This window comes from Micromonospora sp. SL4-19 (assembly GCF_047921475.1).
Classification (GTDB): Bacteria; Actinomycetota; Actinomycetes; order Mycobacteriales; family Micromonosporaceae; genus Micromonospora.
The window spans coordinates 1-22,668 of the sequence record NZ_JBLROB010000006.1; the positions used below are offsets into that span (position 1 = coordinate 1).

Here is a 22,668-nt window from a genome sequence, read left to right on the forward strand (position 1 = left end):
TGGCCGGGCGCTTCCGGGCTGGATTCGGCCCGCCCGGGCGGTGACCGCGCTCGTTCCTCCGGTACGACGAAGGGGGCGCACGGCGTTCGCCGCGCGCCCCCTTCGTCAGGGTGTTACCGGATCAGAGCCCCAGCTCGGCCTCGAAGTTGCCGGCCTCCAGGCGCTCCTTGACCGCGACGAGGAAGCGGGCCGCGTCCGCGCCGTCGATCAGCCGGTGGTCGTAGGACATGGCCAGGTAGACCATCGAGCGGACCGCGACGACCTCGCCCAGCTCCGGGTCGTTGACCACGACCGGGCGCTTCACCACGGCACCCGTGCCGAGCATCGCCGACTGCGGCGACGGCACGATCGGGGTGTCGAAGAGCGCGCCCCGGCTGCCGGTGTTGGTCAGCGTGAACGTCGCTCCGGCGATCTCGTCCGGGCTGATCTTGTTGGTCCGGGTGCGCTCGGCCAGATCGGCGACCCGCTTGGCGATGCCGCCCAGGTTGAGGTCGCCGGCGTTGTGGATGACCGGCACCAGAAGGCCCCGCTCGGTGTCCACCGCGATGCCGAGGTGCTCGGCGTCGGGGTAGGTGATCGTCCCGGCGTCAAGGTCCATGCTGGCGTTGACGATCGGGAACGTCTGGAGCGCCTCGACGGCGGCGAGAGCGAAGAACGGCAGGAAGGACAGCTTCACGCCGTGCCGCTGCTGGAAGGAGTCCTTCGCCTGTGCCCGCAGCTTGGCGATCTTGGTGACGTCCACCTCGATCACCGTGGTGAGCTGCGCCATCTCGTGCAGCGACTGCTGCATCCGCTTGGCGATTGCCGCCCGGATCCGGGGCAGCTTCTCGGTGGTGCCCCGCTTCGCGCTCGGCTGCGGCTTCGCGGCCGGCTTGGCCGGGGCCGCCGCCGGGGCGGCGGGGGCCGGCTGCGCGGCCGGCGCGGCCTTCGCGGCCTTGGCCTTCTCCGCCGCCTCCAGCACGTCCTGCTTGCGGATCCGCCCGCCGACGCCGGTGCCGGCGACCGAGGACAGGGCCACGCCGTGCTCGGCGGCCAGCTTGCGCACCAGTGGGGTCACGTAGCCCGCGGCCTCCTCGCCGCCGCCCTGCACCGGGGCGGTCGGGCGCTGCGGCGCGGGAGCCGGCGCGGCCGGCTGCGCGGCCCGCTCGACCTGCGCCGGCTGGGCGGCGGTCTCCGCCTCGGCTGCCGGCTCGTTGTACGACACACCCGGGGTCGGCTCGACCGCGGGCGCCGGCTTGGCCTCGGGCTTCGGCTCCGGCTTCGCCTCGGCCTTGGGCGCGGGTGCGGGTGCGGGTGCGGGCTGGGCCGGCGCGGCACCGGCCGCGCCGACGATCGCCAGGTCCGCGCCGACCTCGGCGGTCTCGTCCTCGGCGACCTTGATCTCCAGCAGCGTGCCGGCGACCGGCGAGGGGATCTCGGTGTCGACCTTGTCGGTGGAGACCTCCAGCAGCGGCTCGTCCACCTCGACGCTGTCGCCGACCTGCTTGAGCCAGCGGGTCACCGTACCCTCGGTGACGCTCTCGCCCAGGGCCGGCATCTTGACCGGGGTGCCCGCGCCCGCCGGAGCCGGGGCCGGGGCCGCCGGCTCCTGCACGGCCGGCTGCTCCGCCTCGGCCTGCGGCGCGGCGGCGGCCTCCGCGGCCTGCTCCGCCGGCTGCGGGGCGGCGGCCGCGCCGGCCTGCTCGCCCTCGCCGGCGATGACCGCCAGCTCACTGCCGACCTCGGCGGTCTCGTCCTCGCCGACCACGATCCGGCTCAGCACGCCCGCCGCGGGCGACGGGATCTCGGTGTCCACCTTGTCGGTGGACACCTCAAGCAGCGGCTCGTCGACCTCGACGGTGTCGCCCTCCTGCTTGAGCCAGCGCGTGACGGTGCCCTCGGTGACGCTCTCGCCGAGCCGGGGCATGGTGACCGATACCGGCATGTTCTCCAGACTCCTTCATTTCCCTGATGGGATCATCGCCCGTCGCCGGACGCCGCGGTTGTCGTGGTCAGGCGTGCGCGTGCAGCGGCTTGCCGGCGAGGGCCAGGTGCGCCTCGCCCAGGGCCTCGTTCTGCGTCGGGTGGGCGTGCACGAGCTGCGCCACCTCGGCCGGGTACGCCTCCCAGTTGTAGATGAGCTGCGCCTCGCCGATCAGCTCGCCGACCCGGGCGCCCACCATGTGCACGCCGACGACCGGGCCGTCCTCGACCCGGACCAGCTTCACGAAGCCGGCGGTCTTGAGGATCTGGCTCTTGCCGTTGCCACCCAGGTTGTAGTTGTAAGTCTTGATCTTGTCAGCGCCGTACTGCTCCTTGGCCTTGGCCTCGGTCAGGCCGACCGACGCCAGCTCCGGGTCGCAGTAGGTGACCCGCGGGATGCCGGCCTCGTCGATCACGGCCGGGTTCTGGCCGGCGATCTCCTCGGCGACGAAGATTCCCTGCTGGAAGCCGCGGTGGGCGAGCTGGAGACCCGGCACGATGTCGCCGACGGCGTAGACGTTCGGCACGCTGGTGCGCAGCCGCTCGTCGGTCAGCACGTAGCCGCGGTCCATCTTGACGCCCTGCTCCTCGTACCCGAGGTTGGCGGTGCTCGGGCCGCGCCCGACGGCGACCAGCAGCAGCTCGGCCTCGACGACCTCGCCACCGGCGATCGTCACCTTGACGCCGTTCTCGGTCTTCTCGACCTTCTCGAACGGCTTGCCGACCTTGAAGTTGATCTTCCGCTTGCGGAAGGCCCGCTCCAGCGCCTTCGACGACTCCTCGTCCTCGGCGGCGACCAGGCGCGGCAGTGCCTCGATGATGGTCACGTCCACGCCGAAGGACTTCCAGACGCTGGCGAACTCGACGCCGATCACGCCGCCGCCGAGCACGATCGCCGACGACGGCACCCGGTCGAGGACCAGGGCGTGGTCGCTGGTGATCACCCGCTCGCCGTCGATCTCCAGGCCGGGCAGGCTCTTGGCGTACGAGCCGGAGGCCAGGACGACGTTGCGGCCGGTGTAGCGCTTGCCGTCGACCTCGACGGTGTTCGGCGCGACGAGCTTGCCGTGGCCCTCGACGATGGTGATCGCCTTGTTGCTCTTGAGCATCCCCTGGAGGCCCTTGTAGAGCCGGGAGATCACGCCGTCCTTGTACGAGTTGACCCCGGCCATGTCGATGCCGACCAGCTCGGCCTTGATGCCGAACTGCTCCGACTCGCGGGTCTGGTCGGCGATCTCGGCGGCGTGCAGCAGGGCCTTGGTGGGGATGCAGCCGTTGTGCAGGCAGGTGCCCCCGAGCTTGCCCTTCTCGACCAGCGCGACCGTCAGGCCCAACTGGACGGCGCGCAGGGCGGTCGCGTAGCCGCCGCTGCCACCTCCGAGGATGACGATGTCGAAGGTTGCGTCGTTCGGCTCGCTCACGTTCCAACTCCCAGTTCGCGTCACTGCATCGGGGGTTAAGGGGGAGTAACAGGCACACCCCATCTCGGTCATCTTGTCACCACCGCCGACCGCGCGCGTAGTGAGGTGCCCAACGACACGTCCCCTCCACGTACGCTTGGCACCGATTTCGATGATGGGCGGGGAGGAGTTGGGCGCGGTGGGGCTGTTCCGACGACGCAAACGCACGGGCGCGGTGAGCCGCGACCGGGCCGCCGACCGCGCCGATGTGGAGCACCTTGAGAACTTTGTCCAGACCCGGCGCGGCGTCGAGGCGTACCTGGAACCCCGCACGACGGTCACCGAGACCACGGTCATGCTGATCGCCGACGACGGCGAGTGGACCCGGCGGCGGGTCGGTAGCCCGGAGGAGGCGCGCCGCTTCGCGCACAAGATCGCCATCCCGATCTACGACGTCCGCCTCATGGGCTATCCCCAGCGCATGCGCGACTACAACGAACGCCGCAAGCGCCGCCCGGAGCTCTTCTGAAGCAGCGTCGGGGAAGTCGCTGTCTCCCGGTGTGCGGAGGCAGCAACTTCCCCGAAGCTGAGTGGATCTCGGGCCGGCGTCAGCCGTTGGCGGCGATGTCGTCGACCAGGTGGATCAGGGTACGGACCGGGACGCCGGTGCCGCCCTTGGTCCAGTAGCCGGTCGGCTCGCCCGAGTGGTAGCCGGGGCCGGCGATGTCGATGTGCGCCCAGGCCACGTCCTCGGTGACGAACTCGCGCAGGAAGACGCCGCCCTGGAGCATGTGGCCGGCCCGGTCCATGCCCGCGTTGACCTGCGAGATGTCCGCGACGTCGGAGTCCATGCCCTTGCGGACGTCGTCCGGCAGCGGCATCGGCCAGGCCGGCTCGCCGGTCGCCTCACCGGCGGCCTTCACCCGCTCGCACAGTTCCGGGGTACCCATCACGCCGGCGATCTTCTTGCCCAGCGAGATCACCTGGCCGCCGGTCAGGGTCGAGGTCTCGAACAGGTAGTCGGCGCCGTCCTCGCAGGCCCGGGCGATGCCGTCGGCGAGGATCATCCGGCCCTCGGCGTCGGTGTTGAGCACCTCCACCTTCTTGCCGCTGTACATGGTGATCACGTCGCCCGGCCGGTAGCTGGTGCCCGACGGCATGTTCTCCGCCATCGGCAGGTATCCGGTGACGGCCACCGACGGCTTGAGCGCCGCGATCGCCAGCATGGCCGCGCCGACCGCCGCCGCGCCGGCCATGTCGGACTTCATCTCCCACATGCCCTGGGCCGGCTTGATCGAGATGCCGCCGGTGTCGAAGGTGATGCCCTTGCCGACCAGCGCCACCCGCTTGCCGTTGCCGCCACCGGCCGGGGTGTAGGTCAGCTTCACCAGCCGCGGCGGGGCCTCCGAGCCCTGCCCGACGGCGAGGATGCCGCCGTACCCGCCGGACTTCAGCGCCGTCTCGTCGAGCACCTCGACACCGAGCCCGGCCTCGCGGGCGGCGGCGGCCACGGCCTCGGCGAACGCGGGCGGGCGCAGCTCGTTCGGGGCGGTGTTGACCCAGTCCCGGCTGGTCAGCACCGCGCCGGCCACCGCCTGGGCCCGGGCGACCTCCGCCTGGGCGGTCGCGTCGGCGGCGTCCGGCACCGCGACCAGGACCTCGCCCACCGGCTCGCGCCGGGTCGGCTGTGGCTTGGTCTTGTAGCCGGCGAACCGGTAGCCGCCGAGCAGCGCACCCTCGGCGACCGCGCGCAGCGCGGCCGGGGCGTCCGCGTCGTCGGGCAGCGGCAGGGCGAGCGCGACGCGGGGCGCGCCGGCCAGCGCACGGACCACGGCACCGGCGGCCCGGCGCAGGGTCTCCGGGGCCGGGGCGGCACCGGTCGGCTCGGGGCCGAGCCCGACAGCGGCGACGACCGGGGCGGTGACCGTGCCCAGCGTGGCCAGCTTGATCACCTCGCCGGCGCCGCCGGTCGCGCCGAGCAGGGCCAGGGTCTCGGTCAGCTTGCCGTCGAACGCGGCGGCGATGCTCTCCGCGCCGCTGGCCAGCAGCAGGTTGCCGGCGGGTGCGCCGGACTCCTGCTCTCCGGTCTGGCTGTGCACGCCGATCACGATCGCGTCGACGGCGAGTTCGGCGGGGTCGGTGTCGACCAGGCTGAGGGTGGTACGGGGCGATGTCACTGAGGCTACTCCGGGCGGGCCGGGCCGGTCGCGTCGTCGCGGACCGGCGATGAAGGTCTCTCCGGCGGCAACCTACCCGCCGGACGCGTGGCTGTCCCGCCGATACGCTCCGACGGGTCCCGCCGATGCTAACCAGCCGTGCAGGTGGCGGTAAGTTGCCACCCATGACCGAGGTGACCTCCGACGCCGCCGCGATCCGGCTGCGCCATTCCCCGTTGCACGAGCGGCACACCGCGCTCGGCGCCAAGTTCGCCCCCTTCGGGGGGTGGGAGATGCCGCTGGAGTACGCCGGCGGCGGCGTGCTCAAGGAGCACACGGCAGTGCGTACCGGGGTGGGCGTCTTCGACGTCTCGCACCTCGGCAAGGCCCGGCTCACCGGTCCGGGTGCCGCGGCCTTCGTCAACGCCTGCCTCACCAACGACCTCGGCCGGATCGGTCCCGGCAAGGCGCAGTACACGCTCTGCTGCGACGAGGCCACCGGCGGCGTGGTGGACGACATCATCGCCTACCTGCACGCCGACGACCACGTCTTCCTCATCCCGAACGCGGCGAACACCGCCGAGGTGGTCCGCCGGCTGCGCGCCGCCGCGCCGACCGGGGTGGTCGTCACCGACGAGCACGAGTCCTACGCGGTCCTCGCGGTGCAGGGGCCGCGCTCGGCGGAGCTGCTCGGCGCGCTGGGCCTGCCCACCGAGCACGACTACATGAGCTTCTCCGCCGGCAAGCTGGCCGGCGCGGAGTTGACCGTGTGCCGCACCGGCTACACCGGCGAGATGGGTTACGAGCTGGTCGTCCCGGCCGAGCACGCGGTCGCCGTCTGGGACGCGCTGTTCGCCGAAGCCGCGGCGTACGAGCTGCGCGCCTGCGGGCTGGCCGCGCGGGACACGCTGCGCACCGAGATGGGATACCCGCTGCACGGGCAGGACCTGTCCCTGGAGATCACCCCGGTGCAGGGCCGCTCCGGCTGGGCGGTGGGCTGGGACAAGCCGGCCTTCTGGGGCCGGGACGTGCTGCTCGCCGAGAAGGCCGCCGGCCCCCGGCGTACGCTGCGCGGCCTCGAGGCGGTCGACCGGGCGATCCCGCGCCCCGGCATGGCGGTGTACGCCGGCGACACCCGGATCGGCACCGTCACCAGCGGCACGTTCAGCCCGACGAAGAAGCAGGGCATCGCCCTGGCTCTGATCGACACCGAGCCCAAGCTCGCCGACGGCGAGGTCCTCGACGTCGACATCCGCGGCCGCCGCGCCCAGCTGCGCCTCACCCGACCCCCCTTCGTCCAGCCCTCCGTCCGCTGATCCGCCGTCGTCGTTGATCGAGAGGTTTGCGTCGGGATCCGGCCCGCCGGCGGCGCGAACCTCTCGACCAACCGCGGAGCGCGGCGGGCGTCAGTCGGCGGTCGGGCGTTCGCCGGCGTCCAGGACCGCCTGGGTCCAGCCGCCCTCGATCACGCCGGTGCCGTCGAGCAGGGCCCAGTCGACGACGTCGGACGCCTCCACCACGACCGGGGCGCCGATGCGCACCGTGGGGTCGGTGGCGGCGTCGCTGGCGCTGGCGCCGACGATCCGCTCCGGGCTCTCCCACGAGGTCACCCCGGCCCACACGAACTCGGGACCGTCGTCGCCAGGCAGGCCGTACTTGACCACGAGCTGCGTCTCGACGGGCAGCTGGTTGGCGAGGAAGCGGGCGCGAATGTCGCCCAGCCCGGCCCGGGCCACGGCGATCGCCTTGCTCATCGCGTCACCGGGGCGGGCGTACCGGACGTCGGGCTGGATGCCGTCGAACAGGGTGGCGCAGGCGGCGGCGAAGTAGCGGCCGGCCGGCCCGGGATGCCCGGGCGGCGGGTTGAGGCTGAGGAACGAGTCGGCGTCCGGGTCGGTCGCCGGGTCCAGCTCCAGCCGCAGCAGGACGGGCGCCGTCGCGCCGTGCTGCTCCGGATTGCCGTACGCCACCGCGATGTCGTGCCCGGTCACCGTGGCCAGCACCGGAAGCTGCACGAACGCCGGCACCTCCTCGCCGGCCAGCCCCTCGGTCCAGTCCCGCAGCAGCCGCCGGGCGGCGCCGGTCATCACCGCGCCCCAGGCCCGGGTGAGGTGGTCGGGCACCCCCTGGGTCTGGAGTTCCAGCAACCCGAAGCGGCGCAGCCCCTTGGTGGTGAACCAGAGCCCGTCGGCGTCCGACGAGTATGGCACCAGCACCCAGTCGACCAACCGGACCCGGCCCTGTTCGTCGGGGAGCGACCGCAGGGCGGCTGCCGGATCGAGGAACTGGAGCCCGAAGACATCCACCACGTCCCCGCCGACCGTTTCGGCGATCGCCGCGGCCACCGCCCGGGCCGCCCACTCGTGCGCCGGCGGCCAACCGGGCCGGTACTCCGCCTGCACCACCACCAGGTGGGTCGCGGCGGCCAGTCGGGCCAGCTGGGCCTCGGTGGCGCCGAACGCGGTCAGCAGGTCCGGCGGCAGCTCGGGGAACTCGCTGACCTGCCGGGTGTCCACCGTCATCAGCGGGCTGTCCAGCATCTGCTTCGCCAGCCCGTGCACCGGCTCGGCGAGCCGCCCGGCCAAGCCCTCCACCGCGGTCTTCGGGCTGACCTTCGGCAGCCCCACGATCGGCACCAGGTAGGTCGCGTCCAGCGACTCCGGGACCGGTACGGGCAGGAAGTCGTCCGTGATGAGCATGCCGTCCCCCTCGACCGCACCGGTGCTGTCGAACATGAACGCTACCTGTCCGGACGGGTGACGATCAGCCGGACAGCACCAGTCCCAGGTAGGTCAGCGTGGTGACGATCTCCACGGTGCCCCCGAGCACGTCCCCGGTGATCCCGCCGAACCGGCGTACCACGTGCCGGAGGAGCACCGCCCCGACGGCGAGCGCGGCGACGACGGCGAGCGGACCCTGCCCGGGGCGGCCCGGCACCGCCGGCACCGCCAGCAGCGCGACGGCGGCCGTGCCGGCGACCAGCGCGACCGGCGGGACCGTGCCGGCCACCAGCGCGCCGAGCCCGTTCGGCCGGGCGGCGGGCACCCCGCGCCGGCAGGCCAGGCCGGCACCGAGCCGCCCGGCCGCCGTAGCGGCGGCCACTGCGGCGAGCACCGCCGGCCACGACCGCCCGGCCAGCTCCGCGAGCACCGCGGCCTGGAGCAGGAGTACGACCACCAGCGCGACCACCCCGAACGGGCCGACGTCCGGCTTCTTCATGATCTCCAGTGCCGCCGCGCCGCGCCGGTACGACCCCAGCGCGTCCACGGTGTCGGCCAGCCCGTCCAGGTGCAGACCCCGGGTGAGCAGCGCGCCGAGTCCGACGGTGACGACGGCGGCGACCAGCGGGGGCGCGACGGCGGCGACCAGCAGCAGCACCGCCGCGAGCAGCGCGCCGAGCAGCGCCCCGACCGCCGGGGCGAGCGCCATCGCGGTGGCCGCCGCGGCCCGGTCCACCGTGCCGGCGCGTACCGGCAGCGTGGTGAAGGTGGTGACCGCCAGCCGGATCCCGTCGGCGAGCCGCGACTCAGTCGGCACGCCGGCCGGGGGAGTCCGGCACCGCTACCGGCTCGTCCGGCTCGACCGTGGCAGGCCCGGGTCCGGCCGGCTCCGGCTCGGCGAACTCCGGCTCCGTCGTGGTGGGCCCGGGACCGGGCGGCTCGGGCTCGGCGAACTCCGGCTCCGTCGTGGTCGGCCCGGGACCGGCCGGCTCGGGCTCGACGAACTCCTCGTCGTCCTCGCCGCCGCCGAGCGACGGGTGCACCGGCAGGCCGGCGGCCAGCGCCAGCACCGAGCGCAGCAGCGGCAGGGTGGCCAGCGCCGTCGCCCCCTCGCCGAGGTCGAGCCGCAGGTCCACCAGCGGGGTGAGGCCGAGCACGTCGGCGGCGAGCCGGACCGCCGGCTGCCCGCCGTGGTCCGGCAGCAGGCACCAGTGTCGGGCCTGCCCGGCCAGGTCGCGGCTGACCATGCCGGCGGCCACGCCGACCGGCCCGTCCAGCAGCACGGGTATCCGCCGGGCGGTCGCCCCGAGCAGCACGCCGGTGGCCACGGCGATGTCGCCGCCGCCCAGCTCCGCCAGCACGTCCTTGGCGTCGCGGGCGTTGCGGCGGGTGCGGTGCAGGGCGTCCCGGACCGCCGCGCAGCGGACCATCCAGGCCGCGTCGTCGAACTCGTTGTGCTCGGTCAACACCCGACTCAGCACCGCCGGGGGTTCCGCGCCGGCCGTGGCCGCCAGCACCGCCGCGGCGGCGGCCTCGGTGCCGGCCCCGCACGCCGCCAGCACCAGCAGCTGCACGCCCGCGTCGGCGGCCTGCTCGGCCAGCCGCCAGCCGTACCGCAGCGCCGACTCGACCTCGTCGGCGGTGAGCGCCGGCCCGTCCTCGATGGCGGCGGAGGCGGGCGCCTCGACCACCTGGAGGCTGGCCCTGCTCTCGGCCGCCAACCGGGCCAGCGCCCCCTTGCCGGCGCGGGCCTGCCGGGCGCGGCGGGCCGACTCGCCGGGCGCCGCGCCGGCCGACGCGCCGCCGGCGTGGTCGCCGTGCAGCAGCAGCACCCGCACGGAACTCCACGGCACCGGGGTCGGGGTGCCCTGGGTCGCGGCGGCGAAGCTGACCACCCGGTCCAGCACGCCGAGACCGGCGCCCGGGATGTCCAGGGTGACGAGTCGGTCGACCGCCTGCGGGCCGGCGTAGTCGTCGGGCATCGGCAGTTCCATGCCGGGCTGGATGACCAGGCCGGTGGCGACCGTCGGCAGCCCCATGGTGGGGGCCGCCCAGCCGGGCGCCGGCACCGGCTCGGGGGCCGGCAGGGGCGGCGCCATGTCCGGGGTCAGCACGTCGGGCAGCGCCTGCTCCGCTTCGCCGATCGGGGCGGCGCCGACCGGCACCTGCGCCGGGGCGCCCGCCTGGCCGGGGCCGGCCTGCGCCGGCTCGGCGGGGTGCGGCGGTGGGCCGGCCGGCTTCAGCCAGGTGGGCTGGCCGGCCACGACCAGCACGACCGCGTCGCAGGCATCGGCGACCGCCTGGTTGGTCGAGCCCAGCGCGTCGGTGAAGGCCCGGCCCAGCGGCGTGGTCGGCACCAGGGTGAGCCCCACCTCCGGGCTGACCAGCACCAGCCGGGCCGCGCTCGCCCGGACCGCCGCCGCGAGCGCGGCGATGGTGGCCGTGTCGTCGGCGGGCTGGTGGGCCGGGTCGAGCAGCACGGTCACCCAGCCGCCGAGGTCGTCGACGAGCAGCGTCTCGTTCGGCCCGGCGGTCGCGATCACGTCGGCCAGCCGGCCCGGATCGGCTGCGGTCTCCTCGGTGGTCCAGCTTCCGGGCCGGCGGGCCCGGTGCGCCGCGAGGCGGGTCGCCCACTCGGTGTCCGCCGGGTCCCCCTCGGGGGCGGTGGCCACATACCGGACCGTGGGCGCGTCGGTGACCAGCGATTCCGCGAACTCGGACTTGCCGGACCGGATACCACCGAGCACCAGGAGGGTGTTCCACCCGTCAACGGACATGCCCGTACCTTAAAGCCGGCCGGCCGGTCGCCGCCTGCCGGCCCGTACGGCGTCCGCTGGGCGCGCCCCGTGACGGGCCGGGCCGGGCCCCGGCGGGGCTCAGCCGCAGTGCTCGAACCCGCTTCCGTAGCTCGCCCCGGCGACCGACCCGCCCCACTTCACGCAGGTGCCGCCGGCGGTGGCCCGGACCGGCCCGGCGTAGTACGAGAACGACCCGCTGTCCGTCTGGCGGGTTTTCCCCTGCACCTCCAGGTACGCCGTCACCTTGCTGGCCCGGCCGACGTCGGTGTCCTTCATGGTGACCACGCAGTTGGCCTTGCTGGCGTTGTTGTAGAGCAGGTAGACCCGCGCCTTGCGGACCCCGTTCGCGGTCAGCGGGGCCGAGTCGATCACCTGGTAGCCGCTGCCGCACGCCTGCGCGGGCGTGTACGGGTTGGGCTTCTCCGGGGCACTGGTCGTGCCCGTCGGCTTCGGCGCGCCCGTGCCGCCGCCGGTGCTCGGGGGTGCCGACACGCCGCCCGACGCGCCGACCGACGGGGTGGCCGCGCCGCCCGCCGGGTGACTCGGCGTGGCCGACGGTGACCGGCCGGTCCGGTCGGTACGGCTCGGGGTCGGCTCCGCCGCGCCCGCCGTGGCCTCCGGTCCCGGCTGCCCCGGGTCGGCGGGCACGGACTCCCCGGTCAGCGCGGCCGGGCTCTGCCCCGCATCCTTGTCGTCGCCGGGGGACAACGCCGCCACGGCCACCGCGGTCACCAGCGCGATGACGACGACGCCGGCAGCGCCGGCCAGCGCCAACAGCCGCCCCCGGCCGGGACGTCCCGCCGGCTCCTCCAACGTCGGCGGCACGCCCGAGCTGGCCTGCCGGTCCGGCTCCGGTGCGTACCCGCCGGGGCGCGGACCGGGCTGGCCCGGGTGCGCGGCGCCGACCGACCAGGCGGGGCCGGCGGGGGGCGGACCCGGGTGCCCGGAGCCGCCGCGCGGCCCGGCGTCGGCGTACGGCCGGGACGGCGGCTGAGCGAACCCGCCCGCGCCACCGAACCCGGCACCGGTGCCGGGTTCGGGCTCGGCGGGGCCGGGGACGCCGGTCGACGCTCCGGTGTCGGGTGTGCCTGCCGACGACGGTGCGAGGCTGCTCGGGTCCGGCCCGGAGCCGGGGCGCGGTCCGGCCGGGAACCCGGCGTGGGAACGGCTGCCGGACGCCGTACCGCCGGACTGCGCCGCGGCGGGCGGGCCGGCGTCGGGCGCGGGGAGGACGGCGGGCCCGGGCACGGCCGGACCGGCCACCGCCCACGGCGGCCGGGGCGGGACCGGGACGCTGGCCAGGGTCGCGTCCCGGGCGTCCTGGGCGGCCTCGGCCATGGCCACGGCGCTCGGGTACCGGTCGCCGGGGCTCTTCGCCAGCGCCCGGCGGACCAGCTCGACCACCGCCGGGGGCGTGCCCGGCGGCAGCGGCGCGGGCTCGTCCTGGGCATGTCGCAGCGCCACCTGCAGCGGGTTGTCGCCCTCGAAGGGCGGGCGGCCGGCGAGGCAGAAGTAGGCGACCGCGCCGAGCGCGTAGACGTCGGTGGCGGGCGAGACGGGCTGGCCGGTGGCCTGCTCCGGCGACATGTACGAGGCGGTGCCGAGCACCATGTGCGCGGCGGTGATCCCCGCCATGGTGGTGGCCCGGGCGATGCCGAAGTCGACCAGCACCACCGTGCCGTCCCGCTTGACCAGCAGGTTTCCGGGCTTGACGTCCCGGTGCACGATCCGGGCGAGGTGGGCGGCGTGCAGCGCGTCCGCGGCCTGCGCCACCACCGACATGGTGGACGCCGGGTCGAGCCGGCCGGCGCGGCGGATCCAGGTCACCAGCGGATCGCCGTCGACGTACTCCATCACCAGGTAGCTGACCTGGCTGCCGTCGGCGAGCGTGGCGGAGCCGAAGTCGTGCACCTGCACGATGCCCGGGTGCCGCAGCGCGGCCATCATCCGGGCCTCGGCGTGGAAGCGGGTGGTGAACTCGGGGTCGTCGACCAGCGACGGCAGCAGCACCTTCACCGCGACCTCGCGGTCCAGCAGGGTGTCGGTGCACTTCCAGACGGCCCCCATGCCGCCGGTCGCGATGCGTTCGCTCAGCCGATAGCGGTCGCTGAGCACCACTCCTTGAGTCAGCACCGCGCCACCGTACCGGCCGCCGGCTCCCCGCATGATCCACCCGGTGACCCGTCCGGAACGTGGTGGCCGGACCGATCCGGATCGGGCCGACTACGCTTGCGGGGGTTCGTCCCAGGGGACGACGGCGGCGAGGGGAGACGCGGCATGGCGTGGAGCTGGCGGTACGAGGGCACGAACGGCGAGTCGGTCGACGGACCGGCCGAGTCGTTCGGCAGCCAGGCGGACGCCGAGTCGTGGATCGGCCAGACCTGGCGGGAGCTCGCGGCGTCCGGCGTCACCTCCGTCGCGCTCGTCGAGGACGACCGGGTGGAGTACCGCATGAGTCTGCTGCCGCCGGTCCAATGACGGGCTACGACCGCCCCGGTGATCCGCTGGTGCTCGGGGTGCCGCGGGCGGCGTTCCGGCCCAGCCCGATCTTCCTCGCGCTGGTCGCGCTCTTCGCGACCAGCGGCGTGCTGATCTGGCACGGGTTCGGCAACGTCCGGTTCGACGTCTTCCTGTTCGTGGTCTCGGGCTGGCTGGTCTCACTCTGCCTGCACGAGTACGCCCACGCGGTCGTCGCCTACCGGTCCGGCGACCGGGACATCGCCCACCGGGGCTACCTGACGCTCAACCCGCTGAAATACACCAACCCGCTGCTGTCGATCATTCTGCCGGTGGTCGTTGTGCTGCTCGGCGGCATCGGCCTGCCCGGCGGCGCGGTCTGGGTCGACCGGCACGCCATCCCCGGCCGGCTGCGGCACACCCTGGTCAGCCTGGCCGGCCCGGCCACCAACGTGCTGTTCACCCTGCTGCTGGTGGCGGCGCTGCTGGTCGGCCCCGGTGCGGTGGGCGGCCCGCTGGCGTTCTGGGCCGGCGTGGGCCTGCTGGCGTTCCTCCAGCTCACCGCCAGCGTGCTCAACCTGCTGCCGGTGCCCGGCCTGGACGGCGGCAACATGATCCAGCCGTGGCTCAGCCCGCAGTACCGCCGGATGTACGACCTGTTCGCCCCGTTCGGTTTCATCCTGCTCTTCGCGCTGCTGTGGAACCCGCGGATCAACGGCTGGTTCTTCGGTGCGGTCTTCAAGGTGGCCGATTTCCTCGGGCTGCCGCCCGAGCTCTACGTCCTCGGGCGCGAACTGATCCGGTTCTGGCAGGGCTGACCGGGCGGCGGGAGCCGCCGCGCAGCGGCGGGGTGACCGGTCGTGCGCGTACCCGGAGAAGGGCCCGGGCCGGCGCGGTGGCCGCGCCGGCCCGGGGAGAGCGTCACGGGCGCTGCGCCGGGCTCTCGGTCTTGGCCGGGTCGCGCTCGGTGATCGGGTCGACGATCTCGTCGATGGCCTTGAGCAGGTCGGCGTCGAGCCGCACGCCCGCCGCCTTCACGTTGTCGTGCACCTGCTCCGGTCGGGACGCCCCGATGATCGCCGAGGAGACGTTCGGGTTCTGCAGCACCCAGGCGATGGCGAGCTGCGGCATGGTCAGCCCGGCCTGCTCGGCCAGCGGCTTGAGCCGCTGCACCCGGGTGAGCACCTCGTCGGTCATGAACCTGGCGATGAAGCCCGCGCCGGACTTCTCGTCGGTGGCCCGGGAGCCGGCCGGCGGCGGCTGCCCCGGCAGGTACTTGCCGGAGAGCACCCCCTGGGCCATCGGCGACCAGACGATCTGGCCCAGGCCCAGCTCCTCGCTGGTGGGGATCACCTCAGCCTCGATGACCCGCCACAGCATCGAGTACTGCGGCTGGCTCGAGACCAGCGGGATGCGCAGCTCACGGGCGAGCTGGTGGGCCTCGCGGATCTGCGACGCCTTCCACTCCGAGACGCCGATGTAATGCGCCTTGCCGGAGTGCACGACGTCGGCGAAGGCCTCCATCGTCTCCTCGAGCGGCGTGTGGTAGTCGTAGCGGTGGGCCTGGTAGAGGTCCACGTAGTCGGTCTGCAGGCGGCGGAGCGAGCCGTTGATCGACTCCATGATGTGCTTGCGGGACAGCCCGCGGTCGTTGCGACCCGGGCCGGTCGGCCAGTAGACCTTGGTGAAGATCTCCAGCCCTTCGCGCCGCTCGCCCTTCAGCGCGCGGCCGAGCACCTCCTCGGCCTTCGTGCCGGCGTACACGTCGGCGGTGTCGAAGGTGGTGATGCCGGTGTCCAGGGCGGCCCGCACGCAGGCGGTCGCCGCCTCCTCCTCGACCTGCGAACCGTGAGTGATCCAGTTGCCGTACGAGATCTCGCTGACCAACAGGCCCGAGCGGCCTAGGTGTCGGAATTCCATGACTCGACCCTAGTCCTGCCCGATCATGGGTCTCCGTCCGGCGCGACGACCTGGTGGCCGCGCCGACGGCGTTCCGCGCCCGGGCGGCGCCACGGCCGTTCGCGGGTCAGAGCACCGGGCTGGTGTCGGCGAGCAGTTGGTCGATCTCCGCCACCACCGCAGCGTGGCTCGGGTGTACCGGGTCGATCAGCGGCTCGCCCCGCCGGTCCAGCGCGCCCCAGCGGCCCGACCCGTCGCCGATCAGGAAGGCGACCGGGTGCACGACCAGAGCCGGGTACGCCGGGTCGACCAGCACCCGACCGGTCCGATCCACCACGCCCCGGCGGCCGGCCAACTCCACCACGGCCAGGCCCTCCTCGGTGAAGCCGTCCACGTGCCGGCCGTCGGCCAGGGCGGTGGCGAAGCCGTGGAACCGGGTCGGCACGACGACCCGCCCCGTCCGGTCGACCGCGCCCCAGCCGCCGTTCTGGCGGACCGCCGCCAGGCCTTCTCGGAACGGTCGGGCGTCCTCGAACCCCGGGGGGATCTTCACGATGTTGGTCGGGTCGACCGCCATCCATCTGCCCTGGCCGTCCATCGACACCCAGGCCAGGCCGTCGGAGAACGAGCCCACCCCGCGGTAGCCGTTGTTGGCCTCGATCAGCGCCGCGCCGGCGGTGTCGATCAACGCCCAGCGGGACGCCTCCGGGCGCCGTACCCAGGCCACGCCCTCGTGGAACGGCTGCACCTCGGCGTACCGGTGGCCGACCACCAGGTTGCCCTCGGCGTCCGCGTACCCCCAGAGCTCCTGCTCCTCGTCGAGGGTGGGCACCGGGTACCGCTCGTTGCCCAGGACCGTCTCCCGGGTCCGTGGCTTCGGGCCGAAACCGTCGGCCGCCGCCCGCTCGGCGACCGCGTCCAGCGCCAGCGCCGTACGCGCGTTCAGCTCGGCGTCCTCGCCCTGGCGCAGGTCCAGGGCCCGCTCGAAGTGCAGGCACGCCTCGGTCAGCCGGCCCTGGTCGTAGCAGGACCGGCCGGCGTGCTCGTGCAGCACCGCACGCAGCCGGTCGGGCAACTCGGGCGAATTGGCCGCGGCGAAGAGCCGGTCGGCCTCCGCGTGCTCGCCCCGCCAGCGCAGCACCTCGGCCAGCCGGGCGCGGGCCAGCGCGGTCCGCCGCAACTCGCCGGTGGCCTCCGCGTACGTCAGGGCCAGCCGCGCGTCGGCGAGAGCGTCGTCCAGGTCGCCGAGGATCCGGGAGGCCACCGACCGCAGACTCAGCAGCCGGGCCCGGTTGCGGTTGTCGGGCGCGCTGCCGAGCTTCGTGGTGAGCCCGTCCCGGACCTCACGCAGCGCCTCCGGATCGGGGGCCTCCTCCCGCAGTTCCTGCGAGTGCAGCCGCCACCGGATGGCGGCCAGCGCCTGCTCGGGGTCCGCCGGGCGCACCTCGCGTCGTTCGCCCTCCGCCGACTCGTCCGTCGGCTTGTCCGTCGGCTCGTCCGTCGGGGCGGCCGGTGCGGGCGGCGCGGAGACCTGGGCCGGTGGTGCGGACACCGGGGCCGGTGGTGCCGACACCGGCTGGGCGGAGACCTGGGCCGGTGGTGCCGACAGGGGTGCGGGTGGCGCGGAGACCTGGGCTGGTGGTGCGGAGACCTGGGCCGGTGGTGCCGACACGGGCGCGGGTGGTGCGGACACCTGGGCCGGTGGTGCCGACACCGGCGGCGCGGTCGGCACGGCAACCTGGGGCGGGGGCGCCTGGGCCGCGGGCGCGGCATCCTGGGCGGGCGGTCCCGAGACGGGTCGCGTGGTGTCGTCGGGATCCGGCGCCGGCTGATTCGGCCGGAACCAGGCGTCCAGTTCCTCCACCGGGCGACCGGTGGAGGGCGCGGCGGCCGGGCCGGCGTCCGACCGGGCGGCCCGAGCAGCCTCCAGGACGCTGCGGTCGCCGCCCGTCCCCACCGTGGACGGGGCCGATGCCGGCGCGGCCACCACATCGTCGACCGATCCCTGGGAAGCCGCGGCGTCCGGCGGGGCCGGGCGGGAGGCCTCCGGTGGCCGGGACGCCTCGGCCGACGCGGCCGAACTCGGGCCGGTCGGCGGCGCGGAGACATCCCGCTCGGTGGGCGCGGGCGCCGGGGGTGCGGGCGGCACCGACACCGGTACGGCCGGCGGCGCGGAAATCGGTGCCGACTGCGGCGCCGGCGGTCGGGGCGGTGTGGAAGCCGACGCGGGCAGCCCGGAGACGGGCCAGGCCGGTGGCGGCTGGGCCGGCGGCGCGGAGATCGGCGGCGCGGAGATCGGCTTGTCCGGCCGCTCGGACCGGTCGCGCAGCACCCGCTGCTCGGCCGGGTATGCGGCCGCTCCCGAGACCGGCACTCCCGAGACCGGCACTCCTGAAGCGGGCAGGCCTGAGATGGGCACGCCTGAGGTGGGCACGCCTGAGGCGGGCAGACCGGAGACGGGCGCGCCGGAGGTCGGCGCCGCCGGCCGCGGGTCGGGTTGCCCCACCGGCGGACGCCGAACGCCGTCGGGCCCCACGGAGTCAGGCGTGACGGGCTGCTCCCGTACCTCGTCGGGCCGCGTCGGAGCGGCCTGCGCCGGCCGGTCGTGCAGGTCGTCGCGCCGTGTCGGGGCGGGCGACGTCGGCCGCCCCCGCACGTCGTCGGGCCGCGTACGGGCCGTCGGCTCGGCCGGCGAGCGCCAACCGTCGGGGCGGACCGGGCCGGGCTCGGCCGGGCGGCCCTGCCACTCCTCGGGGCGGGGGCGGAAGGCCGGCCGCTCCTCCGGCCGGTGCCGGTCCTCGGGCCGGGGGCCGACCGGCTCGGGCCGGGGGCCGACCGGCTCGGGGCGCCGACCGTCGTACCGGGAAGCCGCCTCGTCGGTGGGGCGAGTCGGCCGTCCGCCCGGGCCGGGCCGATCGGGAACGACCGGGCGGTCGTCGGGCCGGTACGCGGCCGGCTCGGTCCGGGGCCGCCGCTCGACGGGCGGCCACTCCTCGGCACGCTGTCGCACGGGGTCGGCCGGGGGGCGGCGGGTGTCCCACCGCTCGTCGGGACCGGGGGAGGCGGGACGCGGGTCGCCGGGCCGGCCGGGCTGCGGACGGTACGGATCCATGGGCCGGCGGGCGCCGTCCGACGGAACGTCCCGGTACGTCTCGGCCCACGCGGCAGCCTCCCGGCGCGGGTCGGGCTCGCGGCGCGGCGGACCGTCGAGGCCCTGGTCGCGCCGGTCGGTTGGCCGTTCGACATCGGGCTCGCGCCGGTCGACTCGGCCGTCGAAGCCGTGGCCACGCCGGTCGGTGGGGCGTTCGAAGCCGGGCTCGCGCCGGTCGGTGGGGCGTTCGAAGCCGGGCTCGCGTCGGTCCACCGCGCCGTCGAAGCCCGGTCCGCGCCGGTCCACGTTGCCACCGACGGCAGGCCCGCGCTGGTCCACGGGTCCGTCGAACGGCCGCGCGCGCCGGTCGAGCGGGCCGTCGGGGCCCGGTTCGCGTCGCCCCGACGGACCGTGCGGGACAGCGTCGAGCGGTCCGTCGGGCGTACCCCGGCGCTGCTCCGCCCACGCCGGCCGTGCCTGGGGGCGGTGCGGGAACTCGTCGGGCTCCGGGAGCCAACCGGGCTCGGGCGCGGGGGAGACGGGTCGGTGCGCTGCCGCATCCGGCGGTGGCACCCGCCGTCCGGGCTCGGGGCGTACCCAGCGCTGGTCGTACCGGTCGTCCGGCCGACCGGCGGGGCGCTCCGGCGCCCGCTCGGTGCCGCGCGGGTCGTACCGGTCGCCCGCCTCAGGCGCGGGACCGCGCCGGGGCGCGGCGTCAGCGTGCCCGGTGCCGTCCGCACGCCGGTCCACCCAGGACCGTCGCCCGTCCGCGCGCGGCTCGTCCCCGCGGCGCCCGTCCGGGTACCCGGGCCGCTCGCCCGGCCCGGACGACCCCGGATACGCGCCACGCCGCTCGTCCGGACCGGCCGGGCTGATCGGGTACGCGTCAGCGGTCGGTGCGGGGCTGACGGGCTGCACCTCGGCCCGGCCGACGATGGTGGCCCGGCCGCGCGGCGCGGGCGGGCCCAGGTGCTCGATGCCGATGTCGCCCGGGTAGCGCTGCCCCGGAAACTGCGGATGCCACTCGTGGGTGGGCTCGGCGGCCCAGGACGGTTCGGCCAGCTCGCGCCAGCGGTCCCAGCCGCTCATCGGGGGACCCTGTCGCCGCCCGCGCGGCGCGGCCTCGGGGCCGGCTCGCGTCGCTCGCTCACGGCGGTGTCACCTCGTTGGAAATTGTCGCGCCAGGCGCCCGACGTGCCGGTAGAGTCGCCCGGTCCCGGCACGTCATGGCTGCGGAAGGAGGGTAGCGGCGTGGGCTCGGTCACCGCCACTGTGGCACCGCCCACGGGCCCAAACGTTACCCGATGGTTTCGGACATTCGGCGCGATAGTAGCGTCCGGTTTTCGGCGATACGCCACCTACCGGCAGGCCGCTGCGGCGGGCGTGGTCACCAACAGCGTCTTCGGCTTCCTGCGCTACTACATCTTCCTCGCGGCGGCCGGCGCGGCGGGCCGGGTCGCCGGCTACGACCGCGCCCAGCTCGCCACCTTCGTCTGGGTCGGGCAGGGCCTGCTGGCGGTGATTCTGATCTGGGGCTGGACCGAGCTGGCCGACCGGATCCGCACCGGCGAGATCGCCGCCGACCTGCTCCGCCCGGTCCACCCGGTGACCAGCTATCTCGCCACCGATCTCGGCCGGGCCGGGTTCGCCCTGCTGTCCCGGCTGGTGCCGCCGGTGCTGGTCGGCCTGCTCTTCTTCGACGTCTACCTGCCCCGCCGCCCGGTCACCCTGCCGCTGTTCGCGCTGTCCGTGCTGCTCGCCGTGGTGGTCTGCTTCGGCTGCCGTTACCTGGTCAACGCCACCGCGTACTGGTTGCAGGACGTCCGGGGCCCGCTGATCCTCTGGACGCTCTGCTCCGGCGTGCTTGCCGGGCTCTACTTCCCGCTGGGCTTCCTGCCCGGCTGGCTGGAGGCCGTGCTGCGGTACGGCACCCCGTTCCCGAGCCTGCTCCAGATCCCGCTCGACGTGCTGGTCGAGCGGGATCCGGCGCCGATGCAGCTCGGCCTGGTCGGGGTGCAGGTCGGTTGGGCCGTTGCGCTGCTCGCCCTCTGCCGGCTGGTGCAGCGCCGGGCCGAGCGCCGGTTGGTGGTGCAGGGTGGTTGAACGCCGGCTGGTGGTGCGGGGTGGCTGAGCCGGGCCTGCTGGGCGCGTACCGGGCGCTGCTCGGCGCGCAGGCCCGGTCGCAGGCCGCGTACCGCACGTCGTTCGTGGTGGACCTGCTCGGCAACGTCGGGGCGACGGTGTTCGACCTGGTCACCGTGCTGGTGCTGTTCGGCGTCACCCGCGAGCTGGGCGGCTTCACGCTGCGCGAGGCGTTGGTGATCGTCGGCCTGTCGTCCTTCGCGTTCGCCACCGCGGACCTGCTGGTCGGCAACATCGAGCGGCTGCCCCGGTACGTCCGCACCGGCCTCTTCGACGCCGTGCTGGTCCGACCGCTCGCCGCGCTGCCCCAGCTGCTGCTGATGGACCTGCCGCTGCGCAAGGTGTCCCGCTCGGTCTTCGGGCTGGCCGTGCTGGTCGTCGCGGTCAGCTCGGCCGGGATCGACTGGACGCCGGGCCGGCTCGCCCTGGTCGTGGTGGCCCCGCTCGCCGCCGTGGTCTTCTTCGGCTCGATCTTCGTCACCACCGCCACCGTGTCGTTCTACTGGATCGACTCGGGCGAGCTGGCCAACTCCGTCACCTACGGTGGGCGCGACTTCACGTCGTACCCGGTCACCGTCTACGACGGCTGGTTCCGCGCGCTCTTCGCGTACGGGATGGGGTTCGCCTTTGTCAGTTACCACCCGGCGCTGGCGCTGCTCGGCCGGGCCGACCCGCTCGGTCTGCCCGCCTGGGTCGGCTGGGCCGCGCCGGGTGTCGCGCTGGTCGCCGCGGGGGTCGCCACCCTGGCCTGGCGCGTCGGGATCCGCCACTACCGGAGTACGGGATCATGAGCGTCATCGAGATGCGCGGGCTGCGCAAGGAGTTCACCGTCCGGGTGAAGGCCGGACGGGTGCGCCGGGACAAGCGGACGGTCACCGCAGTCGACGGGATCGACCTGCGGGTGGAACGCGGCGAGATGCTCGGCTACATCGGCCCGAACGGTGCCGGCAAGTCGACGACCCTGAAGATGCTCACCGGCGTGCTGATGCCGTCGGCGGGGGAGGCCCGGGTCTGCGGGCTGCGACCGGTGGCCGAGCGGACCCGGCTGGCGCTACGCATCGGCGTGGTCTTCGGGCAGCGCTCGCAGCTCTGGTGGGACCTGCCGCTGCGCGACTCGTTCGAGCTGCTCCGGCACGTCTACCGGGTACCGGCGGGCGAGCACGCGGCCCGGCTGGCCCGCTGCCGCGGCCTGCTCGACCTCGACGAGTTCCTGGACACCCCGGTCCGGCAGCTCTCCCTCGGGCAGCGGATGCGCGGCGAGCTGACCGCCGCGCTCCTGCACGGGCCGGAGGTGCTCTTCCTCGACGAGCCGACCATCGGGCTGGACGTGGTGAGCAAGCAGGCGGTCCGAGGTTTCCTGGCCGAGCTGGGCCGGGCCGGCGACACCACCCTGGTGCTCACCACCCACGACCTGGCCGACATCGAGCGGCTCTGCCGGCGCCTCGTGGTGATCGACCACGGCCGGGTGGTGCACGACGGCTCGATCGCCGCGCTGCACAGCCGCTACGGCTCCCGCCGGATGGTCGTCGCCGAGCTGGACACCGTGCTGCCCGAGCCGCCGGCGCTGCCCGGCGCTCCGCTGCAGCGGGTGGAGGCGGACGGGCACCGGCTGGTCTTCGTGTTGGAGTCGGCGAGCGTCGCCGAGGTGGTGGCCGGGCTGGCCGGCCTGGCCACCCTGCGGGACATCTCGATCGTCGAGCCGGACATCGAGGAGGTTGTCGCCCGGCTCTACCGTGCCCCGTCCGAGGTCGGCTGATCGCCCGCACGTCTCCGGCTTATCGGCGCGCCCGGCTGCCCGCCTGGCGTGCTGTCGGCAACTGTGGGTGATAGCCGCAGCCGGAAGCCTGATGTTACTCCCCGTGATGGCGTTGAGGATGCCTCCGCAGCGCCTGCCGCGGCCTCAGCCGTGCAACCAGCGGGAAGCCTCGAAGCAGGGCCCGCGCGGAAAGGTCTTCGCGGAGTGGGTGGCGGCCCCCCGGGGCTGGTGTCGTTACTCGACGTGGCCGCGCGGCACGGGCTCGTCCACGTGGTGGCGGACGAGCC

Annotated in this window: 16 protein-coding genes; 7 read left to right on the forward strand and 9 right to left on the reverse strand. The window is 74.9% G+C overall.

Translation table 11 applies throughout. The features are described 5' to 3' along the window. Window positions 1–121: 121 nt before the first annotated feature. Together sucB and lpdA are read right to left on the reverse strand one after the other, a co-directional pair. On the reverse strand, window positions 122–1,924 hold the full coding sequence (gene sucB, locus ACNAVT_RS10865) for a 2-oxoglutarate dehydrogenase, E2 component, dihydrolipoamide succinyltransferase (RefSeq protein ID WP_416295220.1): 1,803 nt from the start codon (window positions 1,922–1,924) through the stop codon (window positions 122–124). Between the two features lie 67 nt (window positions 1,925–1,991). Further along, window positions 1,992–3,383, reverse strand: a complete 1,392-nt coding sequence (gene lpdA / locus ACNAVT_RS10870) for a dihydrolipoyl dehydrogenase (RefSeq protein WP_416295222.1) — start codon at window positions 3,381–3,383, stop codon at window positions 1,992–1,994. A 178-nt stretch (window positions 3,384–3,561) separates the two neighbouring features. On the opposite strand from lpdA, the gene ACNAVT_RS10875 reads away from it, so the two are divergent. Continuing rightward, a complete protein-coding gene (locus ACNAVT_RS10875) occupies window positions 3,562–3,891 on the forward strand; it encodes a hypothetical protein (protein ID WP_416295617.1) in 330 nt (109 codons plus the stop codon). Between the two features lie 79 nt (window positions 3,892–3,970). Here ACNAVT_RS10875 and ACNAVT_RS10880 read toward each other — a convergent pair whose 3' ends face one another. Continuing rightward, complete coding sequence (locus ACNAVT_RS10880) at window positions 3,971–5,539, reverse strand: leucyl aminopeptidase (RefSeq protein WP_416295224.1); 1,569 nt, start codon at window positions 5,537–5,539, stop codon at window positions 3,971–3,973. Between the two features lie 164 nt (window positions 5,540–5,703). Here ACNAVT_RS10880 and gcvT point away from each other — a divergent pair, with 164 nt between their 5' ends. Further along, the gene (gene gcvT, locus ACNAVT_RS10885) at window positions 5,704–6,834 is read left to right on the forward strand and encodes a glycine cleavage system aminomethyltransferase GcvT (RefSeq protein ID WP_416295226.1); all 1,131 of its coding nucleotides are present in this window, start codon (window positions 5,704–5,706) and stop codon (window positions 6,832–6,834) included. Between the two features lie 90 nt (window positions 6,835–6,924). On the opposite strand, the gene ACNAVT_RS10890 is transcribed toward gcvT, so the two are convergent. From ACNAVT_RS10890 to ACNAVT_RS10905, 4 genes are all read right to left on the reverse strand, one after another. Next, on the reverse strand, window positions 6,925–8,217 hold the full coding sequence (locus ACNAVT_RS10890) for a DUF2314 domain-containing protein (protein ID WP_416295619.1): 1,293 nt from the start codon (window positions 8,215–8,217) through the stop codon (window positions 6,925–6,927). Between the two features lie 64 nt (window positions 8,218–8,281). Continuing rightward, entirely contained in the window at window positions 8,282–9,055 is a 774-nt protein-coding gene (gene cobS, locus ACNAVT_RS10895) for an adenosylcobinamide-GDP ribazoletransferase (protein WP_416295228.1), read from the reverse strand. Beyond that, window positions 9,045–11,015: a bifunctional adenosylcobinamide kinase/adenosylcobinamide-phosphate guanylyltransferase gene (locus ACNAVT_RS10900; RefSeq protein WP_416295230.1), complete on the reverse strand. Its 1,971-nt coding sequence runs from the start codon at window positions 11,013–11,015 to the stop codon at window positions 9,045–9,047. Before ACNAVT_RS10900 ends, cobS begins: the two co-directional genes overlap by 11 nt. Window positions 11,016–11,114: 99 nt before the next feature. Next, window positions 11,115–13,169, reverse strand: a complete 2,055-nt coding sequence (locus ACNAVT_RS10905) for a protein kinase domain-containing protein (RefSeq protein WP_416295232.1) — start codon at window positions 13,167–13,169, stop codon at window positions 11,115–11,117. Window positions 13,170–13,313: 144 nt separating this feature from the next. On the opposite strand from ACNAVT_RS10905, the gene ACNAVT_RS10910 reads away from it, so the two are divergent. Continuing rightward, on the forward strand, window positions 13,314–13,514 hold the full coding sequence (locus ACNAVT_RS10910) for a hypothetical protein (protein WP_416295233.1): 201 nt from the start codon (window positions 13,314–13,316) through the stop codon (window positions 13,512–13,514). Next, complete coding sequence (locus ACNAVT_RS10915) at window positions 13,511–14,311, forward strand: site-2 protease family protein (RefSeq protein WP_416295234.1); 801 nt, start codon at window positions 13,511–13,513, stop codon at window positions 14,309–14,311. The genes ACNAVT_RS10910 and ACNAVT_RS10915 overlap by 4 nt, the downstream gene beginning before the upstream one ends. Window positions 14,312–14,414: 103 nt before the next feature. Here ACNAVT_RS10915 and ACNAVT_RS10920 read toward each other — a convergent pair whose 3' ends face one another. Then, on the reverse strand, window positions 14,415–15,413 hold the full coding sequence (locus tag ACNAVT_RS10920) for an aldo/keto reductase family protein (protein ID WP_416295236.1): 999 nt from the start codon (window positions 15,411–15,413) through the stop codon (window positions 14,415–14,417). Between the two features lie 106 nt (window positions 15,414–15,519). Then, window positions 15,520–17,256, reverse strand: coding sequence for a WG repeat-containing protein (locus ACNAVT_RS10925; RefSeq protein ID WP_416295621.1), 1,737 nt, complete (start codon window positions 17,254–17,256; stop codon window positions 15,520–15,522). 2,478 nt (window positions 17,257–19,734) lie between these two features. Between ACNAVT_RS10925 and ACNAVT_RS10930 the strand changes: the two genes are divergently transcribed. Genes ACNAVT_RS10930 through ACNAVT_RS10940 form a run of 3 tightly spaced genes read left to right on the forward strand, consistent with a single transcriptional unit; the run spans window position 19,735 to window position 22,381 of the window. Continuing rightward, window positions 19,735–20,586, forward strand: a complete 852-nt coding sequence (locus ACNAVT_RS10930; protein WP_416295238.1) for an ABC transporter permease — start codon at window positions 19,735–19,737, stop codon at window positions 20,584–20,586. 20 nt (window positions 20,587–20,606) lie between these two features. Then, window positions 20,607–21,416: an ABC transporter permease gene (locus ACNAVT_RS10935; protein WP_416295239.1), complete on the forward strand. Its 810-nt coding sequence runs from the start codon at window positions 20,607–20,609 to the stop codon at window positions 21,414–21,416. Further along, a complete protein-coding gene (locus ACNAVT_RS10940; RefSeq protein WP_416295241.1) occupies window positions 21,413–22,381 on the forward strand; it encodes an ABC transporter ATP-binding protein in 969 nt (322 codons plus the stop codon). The genes ACNAVT_RS10935 and ACNAVT_RS10940 overlap by 4 nt, the downstream gene beginning before the upstream one ends. Window positions 22,382–22,668 lie beyond the last annotated feature (287 nt).

Excerpts from the sequence above, each read along its gene's own strand:
- ACNAVT_RS10920 (WP_416295236.1), bottom strand. The coding sequence starts at position 15,413 with ATGGAATTCCGACACCTAGGCCGCTCGGGCCTGTTGGTCAGCGAGATC.
- ACNAVT_RS10910 (WP_416295233.1), top strand. The coding sequence starts at position 13,314 with ATGGCGTGGAGCTGGCGGTACGAGGGCACGAACGGCGAGTCGGTCGAC.
- ACNAVT_RS10900 (WP_416295230.1), bottom strand. The coding sequence starts at position 11,015 with ATGTCCGTTGACGGGTGGAACACCCTCCTGGTGCTCGGTGGTATCCGG.
- gcvT (WP_416295226.1), top strand. The coding sequence starts at position 5,704 with ATGACCGAGGTGACCTCCGACGCCGCCGCGATCCGGCTGCGCCATTCC.
- sucB (WP_416295220.1), bottom strand. The coding sequence starts at position 1,924 with ATGCCGGTATCGGTCACCATGCCCCGGCTCGGCGAGAGCGTCACCGAG.
- ACNAVT_RS10915 (WP_416295234.1), top strand. The coding sequence starts at position 13,511 with ATGACGGGCTACGACCGCCCCGGTGATCCGCTGGTGCTCGGGGTGCCG.
- ACNAVT_RS10940 (WP_416295241.1), top strand. The coding sequence starts at position 21,413 with ATGAGCGTCATCGAGATGCGCGGGCTGCGCAAGGAGTTCACCGTCCGG.
- ACNAVT_RS10890 (WP_416295619.1), bottom strand. The coding sequence starts at position 8,217 with ATGCTCATCACGGACGACTTCCTGCCCGTACCGGTCCCGGAGTCGCTG.